The 17,242-nt window shown below is 55.2% G+C and carries 10 protein-coding genes; 8 read left to right on the top strand and 2 right to left on the bottom strand.

Annotation, left to right across the window (positions count from 1 at the left end; genetic code table 11):
* Nucleotides 1–804: 804 nt before the first annotated feature.
* The 3 genes from ACFSAG_RS14680 to mobF are packed head-to-tail and all read left to right on the top strand — an operon-like array spanning nt 805 to nt 6,424.
* Complete coding sequence (locus tag ACFSAG_RS14680; protein WP_054588545.1) at nt 805–1,134, top strand: hypothetical protein; 330 nt, start codon at nt 805–807, stop codon at nt 1,132–1,134.
* The gene (locus ACFSAG_RS14675; protein ID WP_054588544.1) at nt 1,124–3,469 is read left to right on the top strand and encodes a type IV secretion system DNA-binding domain-containing protein; all 2,346 of its coding nucleotides are present in this window, start codon (nt 1,124–1,126) and stop codon (nt 3,467–3,469) included. Before ACFSAG_RS14680 ends, ACFSAG_RS14675 begins: the two co-directional genes overlap by 11 nt.
* A 45-nt stretch (nt 3,470–3,514) precedes the next feature.
* Complete coding sequence (mobF, locus tag ACFSAG_RS14670) at nt 3,515–6,424, top strand: MobF family relaxase (protein ID WP_054588543.1); 2,910 nt, start codon at nt 3,515–3,517, stop codon at nt 6,422–6,424.
* Between the two features lie 181 nt (nt 6,425–6,605).
* Here the strand turns inward: mobF and tcmP are convergent, their stop codons facing one another.
* Together tcmP and ACFSAG_RS14660 are read right to left on the bottom strand one after the other, a co-directional pair.
* The gene (tcmP, locus tag ACFSAG_RS14665) at nt 6,606–7,784 is read right to left on the bottom strand and encodes a three-Cys-motif partner protein TcmP (protein ID WP_054588542.1); all 1,179 of its coding nucleotides are present in this window, start codon (nt 7,782–7,784) and stop codon (nt 6,606–6,608) included.
* Nucleotides 7,784–8,533, bottom strand: a complete 750-nt coding sequence (locus tag ACFSAG_RS14660) for a DUF5131 family protein (RefSeq protein ID WP_054588541.1) — start codon at nt 8,531–8,533, stop codon at nt 7,784–7,786. The genes tcmP and ACFSAG_RS14660 overlap by 1 nt, the downstream gene beginning before the upstream one ends.
* Before the next feature lie 519 nt (nt 8,534–9,052).
* Here ACFSAG_RS14660 and ACFSAG_RS14655 point away from each other — a divergent pair.
* The 5 genes from ACFSAG_RS14655 to ACFSAG_RS14635 all read left to right on the top strand — a co-directional run bounded on the left by ACFSAG_RS14655 (nt 9,053) and on the right by ACFSAG_RS14635 (nt 17,237).
* Nucleotides 9,053–10,264, top strand: a complete 1,212-nt coding sequence (locus tag ACFSAG_RS14655; RefSeq protein ID WP_322787085.1) for an alpha-hydroxy acid oxidase — start codon at nt 9,053–9,055, stop codon at nt 10,262–10,264.
* Between the two features lie 461 nt (nt 10,265–10,725).
* Nucleotides 10,726–13,476, top strand: a complete 2,751-nt coding sequence (locus ACFSAG_RS14650; RefSeq protein WP_381516356.1) for a TonB-dependent receptor — start codon at nt 10,726–10,728, stop codon at nt 13,474–13,476.
* A 117-nt stretch (nt 13,477–13,593) separates the two neighbouring features.
* Nucleotides 13,594–15,027, top strand: a complete 1,434-nt coding sequence (locus ACFSAG_RS14645) for an aldehyde dehydrogenase family protein (protein ID WP_381516354.1) — start codon at nt 13,594–13,596, stop codon at nt 15,025–15,027.
* A 6-nt stretch (nt 15,028–15,033) separates the two neighbouring features.
* Entirely contained in the window at nt 15,034–16,002 is a 969-nt protein-coding gene (locus ACFSAG_RS14640) for an MFS transporter (protein ID WP_381516351.1), read from the top strand.
* A 63-nt stretch (nt 16,003–16,065) separates the two neighbouring features.
* Nucleotides 16,066–17,237 (top strand): IS3 family transposase gene (locus ACFSAG_RS14635; RefSeq protein WP_381516347.1). Its coding sequence is split into 2 segments (ribosomal slippage): nt 16,066–16,318 and nt 16,318–17,237, totalling 1,173 coding nucleotides; the frame shifts between segments, so codons are not numbered across the junction.
* Nucleotides 17,238–17,242 lie beyond the last annotated feature (5 nt).

Raw genomic sequence — 17,242 nt, 5'->3', positions numbered from 1 at the left:
CCGCCAAAGCCGCCTGACGATGGCCCACGGCCACAGCCGAAATTACACCACCTTGACGGACGCGACCCGCATGGGAAGCAAAAGGCGGGACGGATTATTCAGGAGAGAGTTGTTTCGGCGATCCCAGCTGAGTGCCGTCGGGCGTATGACGGAAATCGCCTTGTCCTTTTTCCCAAGCATTCGAGCCCACATATGATCGTACCCTTGAGGCCCTCACGATCCGACTGGAGATCGCATCGGGATATCCCATTGATCGAGTTGGCCAGCTTGGCGCTGCCCGGAATCCGATCAAAGAAATCAACCGAAGACATACTCGCGCACTACTCCAAAGCATTCAAACTGGCGCGGCTTCGCCAGCCGACAAGAGTAAGATTTGAAGAGGCCATTGCGATTGCACGATCGTCAGTCGAGGCTGAGACTTAGTGCTACCCAGAATGAGGGATCCTTCGCCGCGAGGGCGCGGAGATCCGTTGGAAAGACGTTGGAAAAGCCCTTCAGAACGAACCGGCGAAATAACTGGTCACGTGGGGGAATATGGGAAATGGGAGGGCACACCGTACGCAGCGGGGCCGCCAATGTTCCATCAATGTTCTCAATCAGTTGCTGCGCAAATTTGGCGTGTGCACCGACCGATTTGACCGCAAATCGCGAATTGGATTCGCAAATAGGAGACAAATCACCTTAACCTAAGATATTGGAATAAATAGGGAACTTTTTGTTTTCCTACACCCCTACCGTGAATTACTGTGATCCTCACCTTCCGCAGGTCGAACCAGGCTTCTTCAGCACAAGGAGCTTGGAAAGATGCAACGTTACAGGGTCCTCCAGACCTACGTCCCGCCGCTGATCGCGGACTGGATTCTGGAGCAGTCTAACCTCCGCGAGACCAGCGTGAGCGTGGTCATTCGCGACCATCTGGTCGCCGCCTGGAACCGCGACAACGATCATGCCGACCGTCCCGGCGGGACCGATCCGGCCCGCCAGTTGGTGTTCCTCACCACCGCGCTCGATGCACTGCTTGCGAGCCATTCCGACGACACTCTGCGCAAGCGAACTCATGCCGCTTACCATCGCCGCCTCGCACAGCTCGGCTTCATTCCTTCGCGCGAAAAGGAGACGAGCAATGAAGAATAGCATCGTCAATTTCACGCGCGGCACCCAGCTTCTCGGGCACTTCGGTTTCATGTTCGCTGCGGGTTTCAAGCTCCCGCTTGTCGTCTCTGTTCTGGTCGTTCTGGCGACCGTCTGGTGGCGGGTCAGCAGTATGCTTACCGACTACCAGGCCTACCTCTTGTGGATGCATGTCTATGCCTCTGCCTATGGCTTCATGGAGTTCGATCCGGACAAGCTGGTGAACCTGCGGCTGCCCGATGGCGAGTTGGTTGCCTTTCCCATGGCAGTGGTGAGGGACTTCCCGCCGATGCGCGAGGCCTGGACTCTGTTCTTCGCCACCGCAAAACAGGCCATGCTGCTATCTGCGCTCTGGCTCGCCCCGCTCCTTGCAGCCTTCTGGTGGGTCGCCGAGCACTTCGGCGAGCGTTCGAAACGCAAGCGTCACCTGCGCGGTGCGCAGCTCGTTTCCCTGAGCGAACTTGAGACCGATATAGCCCGGTACAACCGCCGCGCCCGCGCCCGCGAGTACGGCCGCGAAATGGGCTGGAAATGGCGCCTTGCAGGCGAAACGGCCCTGCGCGCTGCGGGTCTCTATACGCCCGCGCATATCGCCGGTGTCAGCTACCCGTGGCGGCAGGAGCAGGGTCACGCCATGCTCGTCGGAACCACCGGTATGGGCAAGACCGTGGCGCTCTTCGAGCTTGTCGATGAGATCCGCATGAGGGGAGAGCGCGCGGTCATTTTCGATCTCACGGGCGCCTTTATCGAGGGCTTCTACGAGCCCGATCGCGATGTCATCCTCAACCCGCTCGATACCCGCTGTCCGGCATGGAGCGTCTTCAATGATTGCACCACCAGCGCCGAGTTCCATGCCGCTGCGGAATCGCTTGTGCCGCATGATGGCGGCGGGGCGGAGCAGTTCTGGGTGCTCGGCGCTCGGACGCTCTTCGTCGAGACCTGTCTCAAGCTGCTCGAGAAGGGGAAGGGCACCAACGCGGCGCTCGCAAGCGACCTCATGAACGCCAATCTTCCTGACCTGCACAAGCTGCTCGAAGACACGATGGCGGGCCCAATGACCGATCCCCAGGCTGCGAAGATGGCTGAATCGGTGCGTGCGGTGTTCAACGTGAACGCCAAGGCGCTGCAATTGCTGCCCACCGAGGGCGAACCTTTTTCGATCCGAAATTGGGTCAAAGGCGAGGGCAAGGAAGGATCGTTCCTGTTCCTTTCAGCGCGCTACGCAGATCTTACCGTGCTCTCGCAGATGCTCACATTGTGGCTCGACACGGCGATCAACACGCTGATGACAGGGCGGACCACGCCCGACCTCAAATTGTGGTTCCTGATCGACGAATTGGGCGCGCTGCACCGGCTTCCCTCGCTCGAAAAGGGCCTGCAGACAGCGCGCAATTACGGCGGTGCGATCGTCACAGGTGTGCACGCCTTTGCCAAGCTCAAGGAGGTCTATGGAGAGAACATGGCGATGACCTTGTCGTCGCTCGCCAAGACCAAGCTCATGCTCGGTACGGCCGACCGCGAGACCGCTACCTGGTGTTCGGACTCGGTCGGCCACCGCGAGGTCCGCGAGGTCGAAGAGAACCAGAGCTATGGTCACAACAGCGCCCGCGATGCGGTGAGCCTGACAGCCCGCCGCGAAATCGCTCCCTTGTTGCTTCCCGATGAGTTCATGGGGCTCAAGAGCCTTGAAGGCTACATCAAGTTTCCCGAAGGACTTCCGACCGCACCGGTCACTCTAGAGCCCCGGCATTGGCCTCGCATTGCCGAAGGGTTCATCCCTCGCGCGATCCAACGACCCGCGAAAACGGTGGCCAAGCCGGTGAAAGTCGGACCGGACGAAGGGGAAGTATCCGGACAACGCGGCTGCGACGGCGACGATTCCGGTGAACGCCGTCGCCGCGACGACAAGCATCCCGGCCGGGATGCCGATGGCGACCAGCGGAAACGTCCCAATCGCAGATCACAAGGTCGCCACGCGAAGGGCAAATCGCAGGAGGTGACGCCGGACGACCAGATGTGTGCAGCACAGGACAGACAAGCTGCTGCAGAAGCCGCCAACAAGGGGCACCTGCCAGTTGATCAATCGACCGGTCGACAGAGCGAACTGCCACTCGAACCCGGCAGCCGCAAAGCGCCCAATGATCACGCCGCCGAGCGGTCAGAAAGGCCCGGCGTCAGTCCTCATCCGCATCCAGTCAAGGAAAGCAAAGAGCAACGCACTCTCGCCGATCACGAGCGACGACAGCGCGATCTTCTTGGAGGCGCGGCCCACGACAAGGAGAGGGATGTACCTGACCGTGACGAACCCGATGTGGGCGATATCGAGCCGGATATTTGATGCCCAAGCCAGTGCAATCAGTGCGTCTAATCGAGGGTTAGGGCCATGCTCTCGATCGCCAATGTCCGATCGCCTTCTGCTGCCGCCAGCTACTTTGCCGACGACAACTACTACGCCCGGGCCGATGCCGATCGTTCCGGGCAGTGGGTCGGCGAAGGCGCGAAATCACTTGGCCTATCAGGGCGCGTTGAGACCAGGCAATTCGATGCCTTGTTGCGCGGCGAACTTCCCGATGGCTCGAGCGTCGGCAATCCTGGACAGGCACATCGGCCGGGCACCGATCTGACCTTTTCGCTCCCCAAAAGCTGGTCTCTGTTGGCCCTGGTCGGAAAGGATGAGCGGATCGTTGCTGCCTATCGCGAGGCGGTAACAGAGGCGCTCACATGGGCCGAGAAGAATGCCGCTGAAACCCGCCTTGTCGACAGAGGCCAGATCAAGACCGTTGCGACTGGCAATCTCGCGGTCGGCCTTTTCCAGCATGATACCAATCGCAACCAGGAGCCCAATCTGCACTTCCATGCCGTCGTTGCCAATGTGACCCAGGGCAAGGACGGCAAGTGGCGAACGCTCAAGAACGACAGGCTCTTTGCGCTTGGCACTCTGCTCAACTCGATCGCCATGGCGCGCTTCCGGATCGCAGTCGAGAAGCTTGGCTACGAGACTGGCCCGGTTGGCAAGCACGGCAATTTCGAGGCTTGCGGGATCTCGCGCGATCAGGTGATGGCCTTCTCCTCGCGGCGGAAGGAAGTGCTCGAAGCACGCCGAGGTCCGGGGCTCGAAGCGGGCAAGATCGCGGCGCTCGCCACCCGATCGCCCAAGCAGCCGATCGAGGATCGCACGGTCCTGGGCGAGCAATGGCAAGCGGCTGCGAAGACTGTCGGCCTCGACCTGCCAAGACTGGTCGATACCGCCAAGACGAGAGCCAGCGAGCGCACCGCTGCCGACGCAAAGGGGCCCTGCCTGGCTGAGCGCGGCCTGGCGCTGCTCAAGGACTTTGCCGCGCGCATCAAGGGCAAGGAGCACGATCCTCTCGTCTCGGAGCATGTTCTCAAAAGGGGGCCGCAAGAGATTGCAGCGTCCCAGGCCGTGGCTTCGGCAGTGCGCCACCTAGCGCAGCGCGAGGCAGGCTTTGCACGGGAGGACCTGTACAAGGCAGCGCTCGATTTTGGCCTGCCAACCACCATTGCTGATGTCGAGAAAGCAGTGCGCTCGCTGGTGCGTTCAGGGCATCTGCTGCGGGGCAAGGGCGAGCACAAGGGGTGGCTGGCAAGCCGAGAAGAGGTCGAGCGCGAGGCTCGGATTCTTGCATGGGCCAATGAAGGAAAGGGCGCTGTCGAACCCATTCTTGCCGAGCGGCGAGCCGACGCCAGTGTCCAGGCTTCCGCTCTCGTCAATCAGGGTTTCAAGCTCAATGAGGGCCAGCTGGGCGCAGCTCGACTTATCCTGACATCACGTGATCGGACCATTGCCGTGCAGGGTGTTGCCGGCGCTGGCAAATCGAGCGTCTTGAAGCCGGTCGCCGATGTGCTGCGCCATGAGGGTCACAAGCTGCTTGGCCTGTCGGTGCAGAACACGCTGGTTCAGATGCTCGAACGCGACACGGGTATCGAGGCGCAGACGCTCGCGAGTTTCCTCAAGCGTTGGAAACCGATCAGCGAGGCAGAGGGGCGGTCCAGCCTCGATCGCGAGGCACGCAGGGAACTTGGCGGCAGTGTCCTTATCCTCGACGAAGCCTCGATGGTCTCCAATGCGGACAAGGAGCAGCTCATCCGCATCGCCAATCGCGCCGGTGCCCACCGCCTGGTGCTCATGGGCGACCGTAAGCAACTAGGCGCGGTCGATGCCGGCAAGCCATTCGATCTCCTGCAGCAGGGAGGAATTGCTCAGGCGCAGATGAACACCAACCTGCGTGGGCGCGATCCCATCCTGCGCGAGGCACAGGCGGCAGCGCAGGCCGGGCTGGTCCGCACGGCGCTTGACCACCTCAAGCACAATACGGTCGAAGCCAAGGGGGATGGAGCGATTGTTGCTGCCGAGCGCTGGCTGTCGCTTCCGGCAGAAGAGCGGGAGCGGACCGCGATCTATGCTTCGGGTCGCAAGATCCGCGCCGCCGTCAACGAAGCCGTCCAGACTGGTCTTGCCGCAAACCGCGAGATTGGCCCCGAAAAGCTCGAACTTGAAGTTCTCGACCGCGCCAATCTTACGCGGGAAGAACTGCGATACCTCGCCGCCTACCGGCCTGGCATGGTGCTCGAGGTCGCCAAACTCGAACGCGCGCTTGGCCTCAAGCGCGGAGACTATTTGGTGCGCAAGGTCGACGACCGGAAAGGCATTGTCGAGCTTGAGGACAAGCATGGCAGGCTAAGCAAGCTCAACCCCTCTCGTATCGGGCACGCGGGGAAGGACGACAATCTTGCGCTATTCGACAGGCGCCATCTTGAGGTCCACCAAGGCGATCGCATCCGCTGGACTAGGAACGACCACCGGCGCGGGCTGTTCAACGCCGACCGGGCCCGGGTCACTCGTATCGAAGGCGATCAGGTCACTGTTGAGACGTCCAAGGGCATCGAAAAGAAGCTCGGGAAAGACGATCCGATGCTCAAACGCCTTGATCTGGCCTATGCACTCAATGCTCACATGGCGCAGGGCCTGACCTCCGATCGAGGAATTGCGGTGATGGATAGCCGCGAGCGCAATCTTGCCAACCAGAAGACCTTCCTGGTCACGGTGACCCGGCTTCGCGATCATCTCACACTTGTGGTCGACAGCGCTGCAAGGCTCGGTGCCGCTGTTTCCAAGAACAGAGGCGAGAAATCATCGGCGTTGGAAGTCACGGAGCGATTGAAAGCTGCTGCGCAGGTGGGGACCGGAAAAGCCATAGCTGAGAAGAGTCCCAAGGTTTTTGAACCCGAGCTCGCCAAAGAGCGCAACCGCTCGATGGACTTTGGGATTTGACGAGATGGTGGCCCAAGAATGGCCGCCTTGCGCCTCAGTTTCGGACATTCCAAGGCCAATTGGCTCCGCCTGAAAGCAGCCACCAAACAAATTTGCGCGATGAGCATTCGAGCTGCCTACCAGCTATAGGATCTACTGCGACAAACTGTGCGAAGTGGGCAACGCCAGGATTGGGATCGCGTCAGTTCTGCACTGCGTTTTCAAGCTTCTCGGTTCGACGGACGGTTACGCCAGGGCGTGGCTTTCTTTGTTGGCCCGTTAGGCCGTCAAACTCGATCAGCCCCTCATTCTTCATATCCACCAGCAGGTCTTTCAACTCCGGAAGGGTAACAGAGAAGCGCTGTTGGATGCGCCTTGCCAGCACCTCAAAAAGAACCACAGCTTCCCCGCCAATAAATTGCTCGCTCCACATGCGCGCCTTTCGCACTTCCTCGTGCCAATGAACCTTTGCAGTCTCTTCTGCATTGTGCGGCAAATCTTCGAAGAGTCCTTGTTGCCCAGTCGCGGAGATTGCGCGGTCCTTCGCTTCAATTCGGAAGAACTCCTCTGCGCTAAGGGCTGTGCGTTCAACTTGCCTGAATACTTCCAAGCCCTTCTGGTGCCGCGTGCCGTAGACGAGATAAAAATGCGACTTGTCCAGTTTGCGATGACGAATGCGGGCGCTAGCGACGTAGTCGAAACCGCATACCTCTTTCACTGCGGTTTTGAAGACCTCCAGAATGGCCTCTTCCTTAGAAAGGCCGTTGGACATCTCTTCGTCAATCATCTTGCGCCAAGGCAAGCCGCCGAAGGGCTTGTCATACGAAGCGCGTATTTCGGGACGTTCGTCCTCCACAAACCTTTTGAAATGCTCGTACATGAAGTTGATGAGCACCTCCCCCCGTTGTCTTAGGAGTGGAGCGATGCGGCTGAGGTCGATGCTCCACCCGGTTGGGTCTACAAACGTCAGTGCAAATGAGGAGCCAACGTAACGACGGACTTCCGGGATATTGTCCTCAAACGTGCCGTGGATGGCGCGGGCGTGAAGGTCCGCTGCGCCTCCAGCGGCGCCATTGAGGCGTTCGAAGGGCTCCGCCTCCTTCTCCACGAATACACAGCGCAAACACTTCGTTTTTCCGCGAAGGCGGAAGGACTCCCGAACCTCTCGGAGCTCCCTGATCGCTATGCCGAATGATGTGTCAGCAAACTCTTCTGACCTCGCCTCCCAAGGACCTGAAAAACCGTCAACGAATGTGAAGTCGTCCCACGCCGAGAGGATATTATAAGCGACTTTTTGCAAATAGCCTCGCAAGATAATGTGCTTGACGAACGTTTGCTCGCGATCGTGGTACTCTCGCGGCAGCACCGGAGGCTGAGCCATTAGTCAGCATTCTCCACCGCAGCCTTGAATTTTTGGGGGAAGTCGTTCCATTCTCGCCCGTCGAGTTTCCTTCCACCGTCCTTGGGCCTGAACCCACCCCATTGCTTGAAGAAGAAGGCGACGTCTTGCTCTATGCATTGGTCTCGCACCTCTCGAACCCAACGGGGATCGATTGGCCTTGCCCGCGGACCGCTTTCTCCGCCCACAATCACCCAGTCAATATTAAAGAGGTCCAATTCTCCCACCGGGCCGATCAATGGCTCAATCGACAGGAAACGCGCGCCCGCTTGCGAGCCTTGGAGGTGCAAAATTCGACTTTTAGCTTGGGCATCCTCGACTGAAACCCCGCACCAAATATGTTGAGGGCAGGGCCGATCTCGATACCGCTTTCGGAGGTACTTCGACATGAGAGAGCTGCGCTTCGACAGGAGCTGATAAACGTGCCAATCGGCCTTCTCCATCGTATCGAAAACTCTATCGACGTATTCGAACGGAACTGACTTGTGCCATAGGTCTGACATCGAGTTGACGAAGATCATTCGGGGACGTCGCCAGCCAAGTGGCTGTTCTAACCGAGCAGGTCTAAGTGTAAGGTCGAAACCGCTTTCGAACGGATGGCCCGGAACTCCACGGAACCGCTCAGAAAATCTTTCAGCGTAGCAGTTGTCACAGCCTCGACTAATCTTCGTGCAGCCCGTCACCGGGTTCCAAGTGGCGTCGGTCCATTCGATTGCGCTGTTGTCAGACATGATCTGCCTCCGAGAACATTCGTGGAACACTAGTGGCTAAGTAGTTCAAAGGCAAGGTGAGGCTTTGAGTCGCAGTGGCGTCTTCTGCTTATGGAGACGATCTAAACTTCCCTTTCGATTTCAATCTTTTCGACTAGCGGTCCTAGAGATATGGATTTGATCTCGCGGAGACCGCTTGGCGCCTGGATTTTTCAAAAGCGGTCCTTCTGTTAGCGGCCCACTTTCCGACATTTCACATAATGGCGGTTATCCGTCATTTTTCGCATGGGACCGCACCCGAAGTTGACTGACTGGCCGCACCAAACTGACAATTATTGAAGCAATTCGTCAAAGACTCTCATGGTAGTTTGGGTAGAGTGATAAGTGCAGAGATTTCAATATTTGGCCATTTTTCAATATTCTTAGGTGTAGGCAACAAAGCCCGAAACCCCAGCAGTCGAATGCCAATCAGGTTTTCACAATTTGTAATGCGCGAGGATGACGAAAGAATGAAACCGCAAAAAGGACACTTAACAAACGTTGGGTGCTTTGACACGCGAGCCAAAATCAAGGAATATTGAGTTGCGCCTTAGAGACTGTCATAATTTTGAAGATTTCCGCCGATTAGCGAAAAAACGTCTCCCTAGTCCCATCTTCCATTACATTGATGGCGCTGCTGATGATGAAGTGACATACCGCAGAAATAGCGCAGCATTTGAAGACGTGGACTTGGTTCCGAATGTACTAAGAGGCGTCGAACAAATTGATATGGGCGTCGAGGTGATGGGGCAAAAACTAGCCATGCCCTTCTATTGTGCTCCAACCGCGCTGCAGCGCTTGTTCCATCATGAGGGAGAGCGTGCTGTTGCAAGAGCCGCGACAAGATATGGCACTATGTTTGGGATCTCATCGTTAGCAACGGTTTCAGCGGAAGAAATCGCCCCGATCGCATCGGGCCCCAAAATGTTTCAGTTTTATTTCCACAAGGATCGCGACCTTAACGATACACTTTTGGAGCGTGCACGGGATGCAAATTTTGAGGTCATGGCTTTAACCGTGGATACAATAACGGGAGGAAATCGTGAACGAGACTTGCGCACCGGCTTCAAGTCTCCTCCAAAGCTGACTCTATCTTCCTTGGCTAGTTTTGCCTCCCACCCGATGTGGGCTTGGAATTTCTTGACGAAAGAGAAATTCGACATGCCCCATTTATCTGGTCACGTGGGACAGGGCACAAATTTGGCAGTATCCGTTGGAGACTATTTCTCCACTATGCTGGACCAATCGATGGGTTGGGACGACGCTGAAAAACTCTGCTCCCAATGGGGAGGGCAATTCGCTTTGAAGGGCATCATGAGTGTTGAGGATGCGCTACGAGCTGTCGAAATTGGTTGCACAGGAATTATGGTTTCCAATCATGGTGGACGTCAACTTGACGGCGCTCGTGCGCCTTTTGATCAGCTGGCAGAAATTTGTGATGCGGTTGGAGACAAGATTGATGTGATCTGTGAAGGAGGAGTGCAGCGCGGCACTCATGTCCTAAAAGCGCTTTCCGTGGGGGCAAAAGCGGTATCAGGAGGACGATTCTATCTGTATGCATTGGCTGCCTCAGGCCAAGCTGGAGTTGAACGCGCCCTTGGAAACATGAGGACAGAAATAGAACGAGATATGAAACTGATGGGAATAAGAAGTCTTGATGAGCTCGGTCCTCATAATTTGCGAACAAGAAGCTCGATAAATGCCGGTCATTAGCAAGCTATCGAGTGATTAAAGGGGCTTTGACCGGGACTCATAAGTACATTGTGGGTGGCATCTCAACAACGCCTGACCAAACCGCCCACGCGCAACCTAGATGGAATATCCGGAAAATAATACCTTTGAGACAGCAATAACTTTAGACGAATGCAGAGCTGCTCGCGAGGATATCGCCAACTATGCTGAAGACATTGCAAGCTTTCTCTTGGCCGATTTCTAGCTGTTTGCAGGGCTTTACGGCGGCACCAATATCTCAATTTAAGCCGATTGAAGGTGTGAATCTGTTGAAGTACGCGCAATGGGGCGAAGCCACGAAGGCATTGTGTTAGGTTTTCCAACTGGAATGTGTGGCAGATCGAATTTGTCGAAAATTGATCATTATGATCATACCTCCGTGAACGTGCTCTGATAGCTATAGAAATAAGCAAAATTATTTTGCGGCACCTGAGGAGGGTATCTTGAGCAACAACGATCACAACAAACTAAACTTGGGCGATCAATCTGATTTTTGGGGCAAAACCTCAAGATTTGCTTTGATTGCATCCGCCCTTGGCTATATGGGCGCGCCTGGGATTGCATCGGCAAATGATGATATTCAGCAGGAGGCCCCTTCTGCGCAAGCGCAGAGCGAACCAGAGAGCGACCGAAATCTAATAATCGTCACCGCTACAATGCGCGAACAGTCCATTGTTGAGACGCCGATTGCCGTTACAGTCGTAGATGCCGAAATGTTGGTGCGTACCGGCGTTTCAGACATTACAAATTTGGAGCGGGCCGCCGCTAGCTACCAGATGAACTCCTCGGATAGTACGACTGGCGGGCTGACGCTTCGTTTGCGCGGGATTGGAACCACCGGTAACAATATTGGTATTGAAAGTTCGGTCGGCGCATTTGTGGATGGGTTTTACATCCCGCGCCCAGGTGCGGTCCTTGGTGAATTGAATGATGTTCAGCAAGTTGAGGTCCTAAGGGGCCCGCAGGGTACGCTTTTTGGTCGCAACACTTCGGCAGGCGCTTTGGTCATAAAGACCAACAAGCCAAACCTTGATGATACAGAAGCATTCTTCGATGTTTCCGCCGGCAATTACGATCTGTTCAAGGTTCGCGGCGGGTTTAATGTTCCGGTTTCTGAAGGAAAAGTAGCTCTTCGGGTCTCTGGCTCGCATGCTGTGCGTGATGGATATGTTATTGGCCCGGACGGATATGATTCTAGCTCGATAGACCGATCTTCCGTTCGCGGACAGTTGCTATTTGACTTAGAAGATGCAGGCGTTTTGCGTCTATTTGCTGGTTATTCTCGAGGGGATGATCAATGTTGTTCGGCGGTGTGGTTGAATCACTCACCCTTTATTCAGGCTAAATCGGCACCATTTTCTGCATTTGGCGGAACAGCAGGGGCTGACTTTGTTGGTCGCCGAGCCCTAAAAGAAGGGTTGGCGAACGACAGCAACTATACCAACCCTTATAACGGTTGGAATGTTGGCGCCACGTATGATGTGGAATTGCCTTTCGCAAACCTCTCTTATCTAGGTTATTATGGCGAATCGAATGCTGATTCTTGTCGCGGCGATTACACTTCGCTTGAAATATACGCTGTTGGTCCCTGCCCCGAAGCTGAAGCTATCTTACCAAATGTGGACTTGGATGCGCTAAACGGCACCACGATTAAGTCGACATCGCATGAGCTCAGGCTTCAAGGGAATGCCTTTGAAGACAGTTTGGATTGGTTAATTGGGGCATACTATTCGCATGAGAAGATCGATCAACGTTATGCTTTGGTATTTTTGCGGGATATGCAGGCGGGCGTTAGCGTTGGGGCTTTTGGTCAGCCTGTATTCAATGAACTGAATTTCGCTTCTAACGGCGTAGATGCAGCTGGCGACTATGCCGCGCCAAGGGCACAGCAAGATGGCAGTTCTTTTTCGGTCTTCACTCACAATGTGCTGGAGCTTACTGACGGGCTAAATCTGACGCTTGGTGCTCGATACATCACTGAAAAGAAAGATGCCCAAGTCGGCCACCAAGTTCCCGGACAGCACAACGCCTGCGAGGCAACATTCAACAATTTGACAAGCTTAACTTCACCTAATTTTGGTCTGTACAATGGGACGAATGGTTTCTTTGGCGCAAGGGGACCCGCACGACTGGCATCAGTTGTTCAATCGAACTGTTGGATATTCAATTCCGGTCTATATGATCCTAGCGACCCAAATAATTTCTTCACCCAATTTGCAAATACGAACGCGGCAAATACATTTGTGACTTCATACTTGAATCTAATCCCACAACCATTTGACAGAGATTTCAAGGATGACCAGCTCACCTATACTGCAAATTTAAGCTACGAAGTTGCAGGTCAAACCTTCGTCTATGGTGGATTTACGCATGGATTTAAGTCCGGTGGATTTAACCTTGATGTTTCCGCTGCGGTTGGCGGTGCAGATCCGCGATTCCGCTCAGAGAAAATTGATGCCTTTGAATTGGGTTTCAAATCCGTATTCCTGAACAACCGGGCCTGGGCAAATATTGCCTTGTTCTATTCTGATCTTTCGGATTTTCAGGTGCTGGAATTTGATGGCACAAGGTTTAGCACATTCAATGTCGATAAAGCGCGCTCCAAGGGTGTGGAATTTGAATCAGCCTATGCGTTGTCTGACGCATTATCCCTAAACCTGGCTGCCACTTATACAGACGCCAAATATCCCGATGATTGCACCACATTTGATCCGACAGATGCGAATTTCAACGGCTCTGTCACTGCATTGTGCGGTCAGCAATTCACGAATGCGCCAAAATTGGTTGTGATTGGTGGTGCCAATGTTGATACCGAGATTAACACAAGCGGCGCCTCGATGTTCGCAGGTTTCTCGGTTCGTTATGAATCAAAAAGGCGCACCAGTACTTTGCCTACTGAAAGACCTGCGACCTTTGGTCTGACGACCGAAGCTCAAGTACGGGACGCGGTGGCAGCCGCCATTGCGGCACCATTTGATATCCAGAAATCGAACGCGAAGTTGGATCTTCGCCTTGGTTTTAGAACTGCAAATGAGAAGTTCACCATTGAGGCTTGGGCTCGCAACTTTTTTGATGTGCGGACAAGGTTTTTGACATTCAATATTCCGCTTAGAGGATTCTCTGGCCAGCGAGCACGTGGTGCATTTGTCCAAGAGCCACGGACCTATGGACTGACCCTGCGCGGCAAGTTTTAGTAGAACTCTCCGCTCTACCAGATGCTGGGAATTTGGTGAGCAAAGACTAGCGATCAGGCGAAAGTCTGATCGCAACTTTTTTGACTGAGCAAGCAGCACATAGAAGAGGCATATCAAATGAAAATACACAGCAAACTGTATATCGGCGGCGAATGGGTTGATCCATTGAATCCGTCAATATTTGAGGTTGTGAATCCCCTCACCGAAACAGTTTGTGCAACCGTTGCTGGCGGTGGAGAAGATGATGTCGCTCGTGCGGTGGCAGCAGCCAGGGAGGCGTTCAAGGAGTTTTCCCAATCTAGCGTTGAAGATCGCAGGGCCATGTTGGAACGGATTGCGGCTGGAATCAAAGCTCGAGCTGACGAGTTTTCAGAAGCAATTAGCATGGAAATGGGAGCACCAACTTGGTGGTCAAGCGGGGCGCAAGTCCCGGCCGGCATTGCCCATTATTCAACCGCGGCCAAAGTTCTGGAGAGTTTTGAGTTTCAGAAGATTCAAGGCACTACAGCCATACGACGCGAACCCATTGGCGTTTGCGGGTTGATCACTCCGTGGAATTGGCCGTTGAACCAGGTTGCGTGCAAAGTTGCGCCGGCATTGGCAACAGGCTGTACGATCGTTCTGAAGCCGGCTGAACAAACATCCCTGGATTCACTGTTGCTGGCTGAGGTTATCCACGAAGCTGGTGTGCCTCCTGGTGTGTTCAATCTTGTCAATGGACCTGGTAGAGTAGTGGGTGCGTCCATAGCTGAGCATCCAGATGTTGATATGGTCAGCTTTACTGGGTCTACGATGGCCGGAGCCAACGTCTCAAAGGCAGCGGCGGATACGATCAAAAGAGTATCGCTCGAGCTTGGCGGCAAGTCAGCCAATATTGTTTTGCCAAGTGCCGATTTGAAGGATGCTGTTGGCAGGGCTGTTCAAGGGATTATGAGTAATGTGGGCCAGACTTGTACAGCGGGCACGCGCCTCCTGGTTCCGTCAGACAAAGTGGCAGAGGCCACTAGAATTGCAGTTGAGGTCGCCGAATCCATCCCGCTGGCGACAAGTTGGGATGCGCCGGCGCCGGCTATCGGCCCGATTGCGACGAAACGTCAGCATGCAGAAATTGTGCGGCTGATTTCAGAAGGTGTCAAAGAAGGCGCCAAGCTGGAAACCGGCGGCGCAGACAGGCCCGATGGTGTTAGGAGCGGCTATTTTATTGCGCCAACGATCTTTTCAAATGTCAGCAATGATATGACAATTGCACGAGAAGAGATATTCGGACCTGTGCTGAGCATCATTGCATACGACACGGTTGATAACGCGATCGAGATCGCCAATGATTCGCCCTATGGCTTGTCCGGCTATGTTCAGGGCGAACATCAAGAAGCTGTCGAAGTGGCTCGAAAGATGCGCACGGGCCAAGTTTTCGTGAACGCGGCCCATGCGGATTTCAACGCACCATTTGGCGGCTATAAGCAGTCAGGCAATGGCCGTGAATGGGGCGAGATTGGATTTGATGAATTTCTGGAATACAAATCTGTCCTCGGCTCAGAAATCAAAAATTAGATTGGCATGGCGACCGTGAATCCACCGTTAGAACCAATCTCGCAATCGCCAATTCCTACGCCACCGCTTCCTTGGCACACGCGCGTCTTTTACGGGATGGGCGCTATGGCCTTTGGTATCAAATCCAACGGCTTCGATTATTACCTCTTGGCGTTTTACAGCCAGGTTGTGGGCCTGGATCCCCGATTGGTTGGGCTGGCTCTGTTTATATCGCTGCTTTTTGATGCGGTAAGCGATCCATTGGTGGGTTATTGGTCGGATAATCTGCGCTCCAGATGGGGGCGCCGGCATCCTTTCATGTATGGAGCTGCGATTCCGGTTGCGCTGTGTTTTTTCTTAGTTTGGATGCCCCCCGAAAGCTTCTCTGACACAGAGACTTTTTGGTATCTGTTGTGTTTATCCGTCTTGATACGGACCGGCATCACATTTTTTGAAACGCCCAATATAGCTTTGGCGCCTGAATTGACTCAGGATTACAACGATAGAAGCAGGCTCATCAGCTACGCTCATTTCTTTGCCTGGTCGGGCGGCAATTTCATGAACATCGCCATGTTCTTCATTGTCTTTCCACTTTTCGTAACCGGCTCCATGTCCGAGGCAGTAAGCTCGCGGGCGCCTTACACTGCCTATGGCGTTATCGCTTCGGTGTTGATTTTTATCTCTATTATGGTGTCATCGGCGGGCACGCATTCAAGAATTCCAACGCTTTATAGCCCGCCCCAACAACGCAAACTTACAGTGCCCAAAATCTTCAAAGAGATTTTTGAAACGCTTGCCAATCGCTCGTTCGTATCGATTTTTGCCGCTTCGATGCTCGGCGCTATGGGTTTGGGTCTCAAAGCCTCTTTGCATCTGTATTTTGTTTCCTATTTCTGGGAATTCACGCCCGCGGAAACCGGCTATCTTTCTATCGGGATTTTCCTGTCGGCCTTTATCGGCTTTAAGATTGCGCCATTCGTTTCTGAGCGTATGTGACATGCCCCCCTGATTTTCCTCCAAGTTGGATTAGAGTCCGGCCCTGACAGAAGGACGGACGAGATGAAGAGAACGAGGTTTTCAGAAGAGCAGATCATCGGTGTGCTGAAGGAGGCTGAGGCGGGAGCGAAGACTGCCGACCTGGCCCGTCGGCACGGTGTATCGGAAGCGACGATCTACAACTGGAAGTCGAAGTATGGCGGGATGGAAGTGTCCGATGCCCGCCGGTTGAAGGAGCTGGAGAGCGAGAACGCCAAGCTCAAGCGACTGCTGGCCGATGCGATGCTGGATCAGGCTGCGCTGAAGGACCTCCTGGCAAAAAAGTTCTGACGCCCGCCGCGAAGCGGGAAGCTGTCGCACATCTCCAGGCATGCCACGGGATGAGCGAACGGCGGGCGTGCCGTGTCATCGATGCTGATCGCAAGAGCGTGCGTTACCGTTCCGCCCGGGACGATGACGCCGGTCTGCGTGAGAAGCTGCGCGAACTGGCTAACCAGCGACGGCGATTCGGCTATCGCCGCCTGCACATCCTGTTGCGCCGGGAGGGGATCGTGATCAACCGGAAGAAGACACAGAGGCTCTACAAAGAAGAAGGGCTGGCAGTAAGGCGACGGCGAAGTCGCAGGCGAGCTGTCGGCACGAGGGGACCTGCTCAGGTGCTCGCATTACCGAACCAGCGCTGGAGCCTGGACTTCGTTCACGACCAGATGGCCTCTGGCAGACGGTTCCGGGTGCTCAACGTGGTCGATGATGTGACCAGGGAGTGCCTTGCAGCGGTGCCGGACACCTCGATCTCTGGGCGCCGTGTCGTGCGCGAACTCACCGCGCTGATCGAACGGCGTGGTAAGCCCGTCATGATCGTCAGCGACAATGGGACGGAGCTCACCAGCAATGCGGTGCTGGCATGGTGCGGGGAGCTCGGCGTGGAGTGGCATTACATCGCGCCGGGCAGGCCGATGCAGAACGGCTACGTCGAGAGCTTCAACGGCCGCATGCGCGACGAACTGCTCAACGAGACACTGTTCCTCAGCCTGGCCCATGCCCGGGTCGAGATCGCGGCCTGGGTGGATGACTACAACCGGGAGAGACCACACTCATCCCTTGGATACGCAACCCCGGCGGCGTTCGCCGCCGAACTGAATAAGCAATGGCCTGCTTCGCTCCGCCCTACGGGCTCCGCTACGCAGCCCATTGCTTCAACCGCGCTCATGCGCAACAAAACGGCTCGGCTCTAATCCCG

The organism is Sphingorhabdus buctiana (genome assembly GCF_042680825.1).
Lineage (GTDB): Bacteria > Pseudomonadota > Alphaproteobacteria > Sphingomonadales > Sphingomonadaceae > Sphingorhabdus_B > Sphingorhabdus_B buctiana.
The sequence above is the reverse complement of the archived record's forward strand: the minus strand, read 5'-3'. Positions and strand labels throughout refer to the sequence as shown.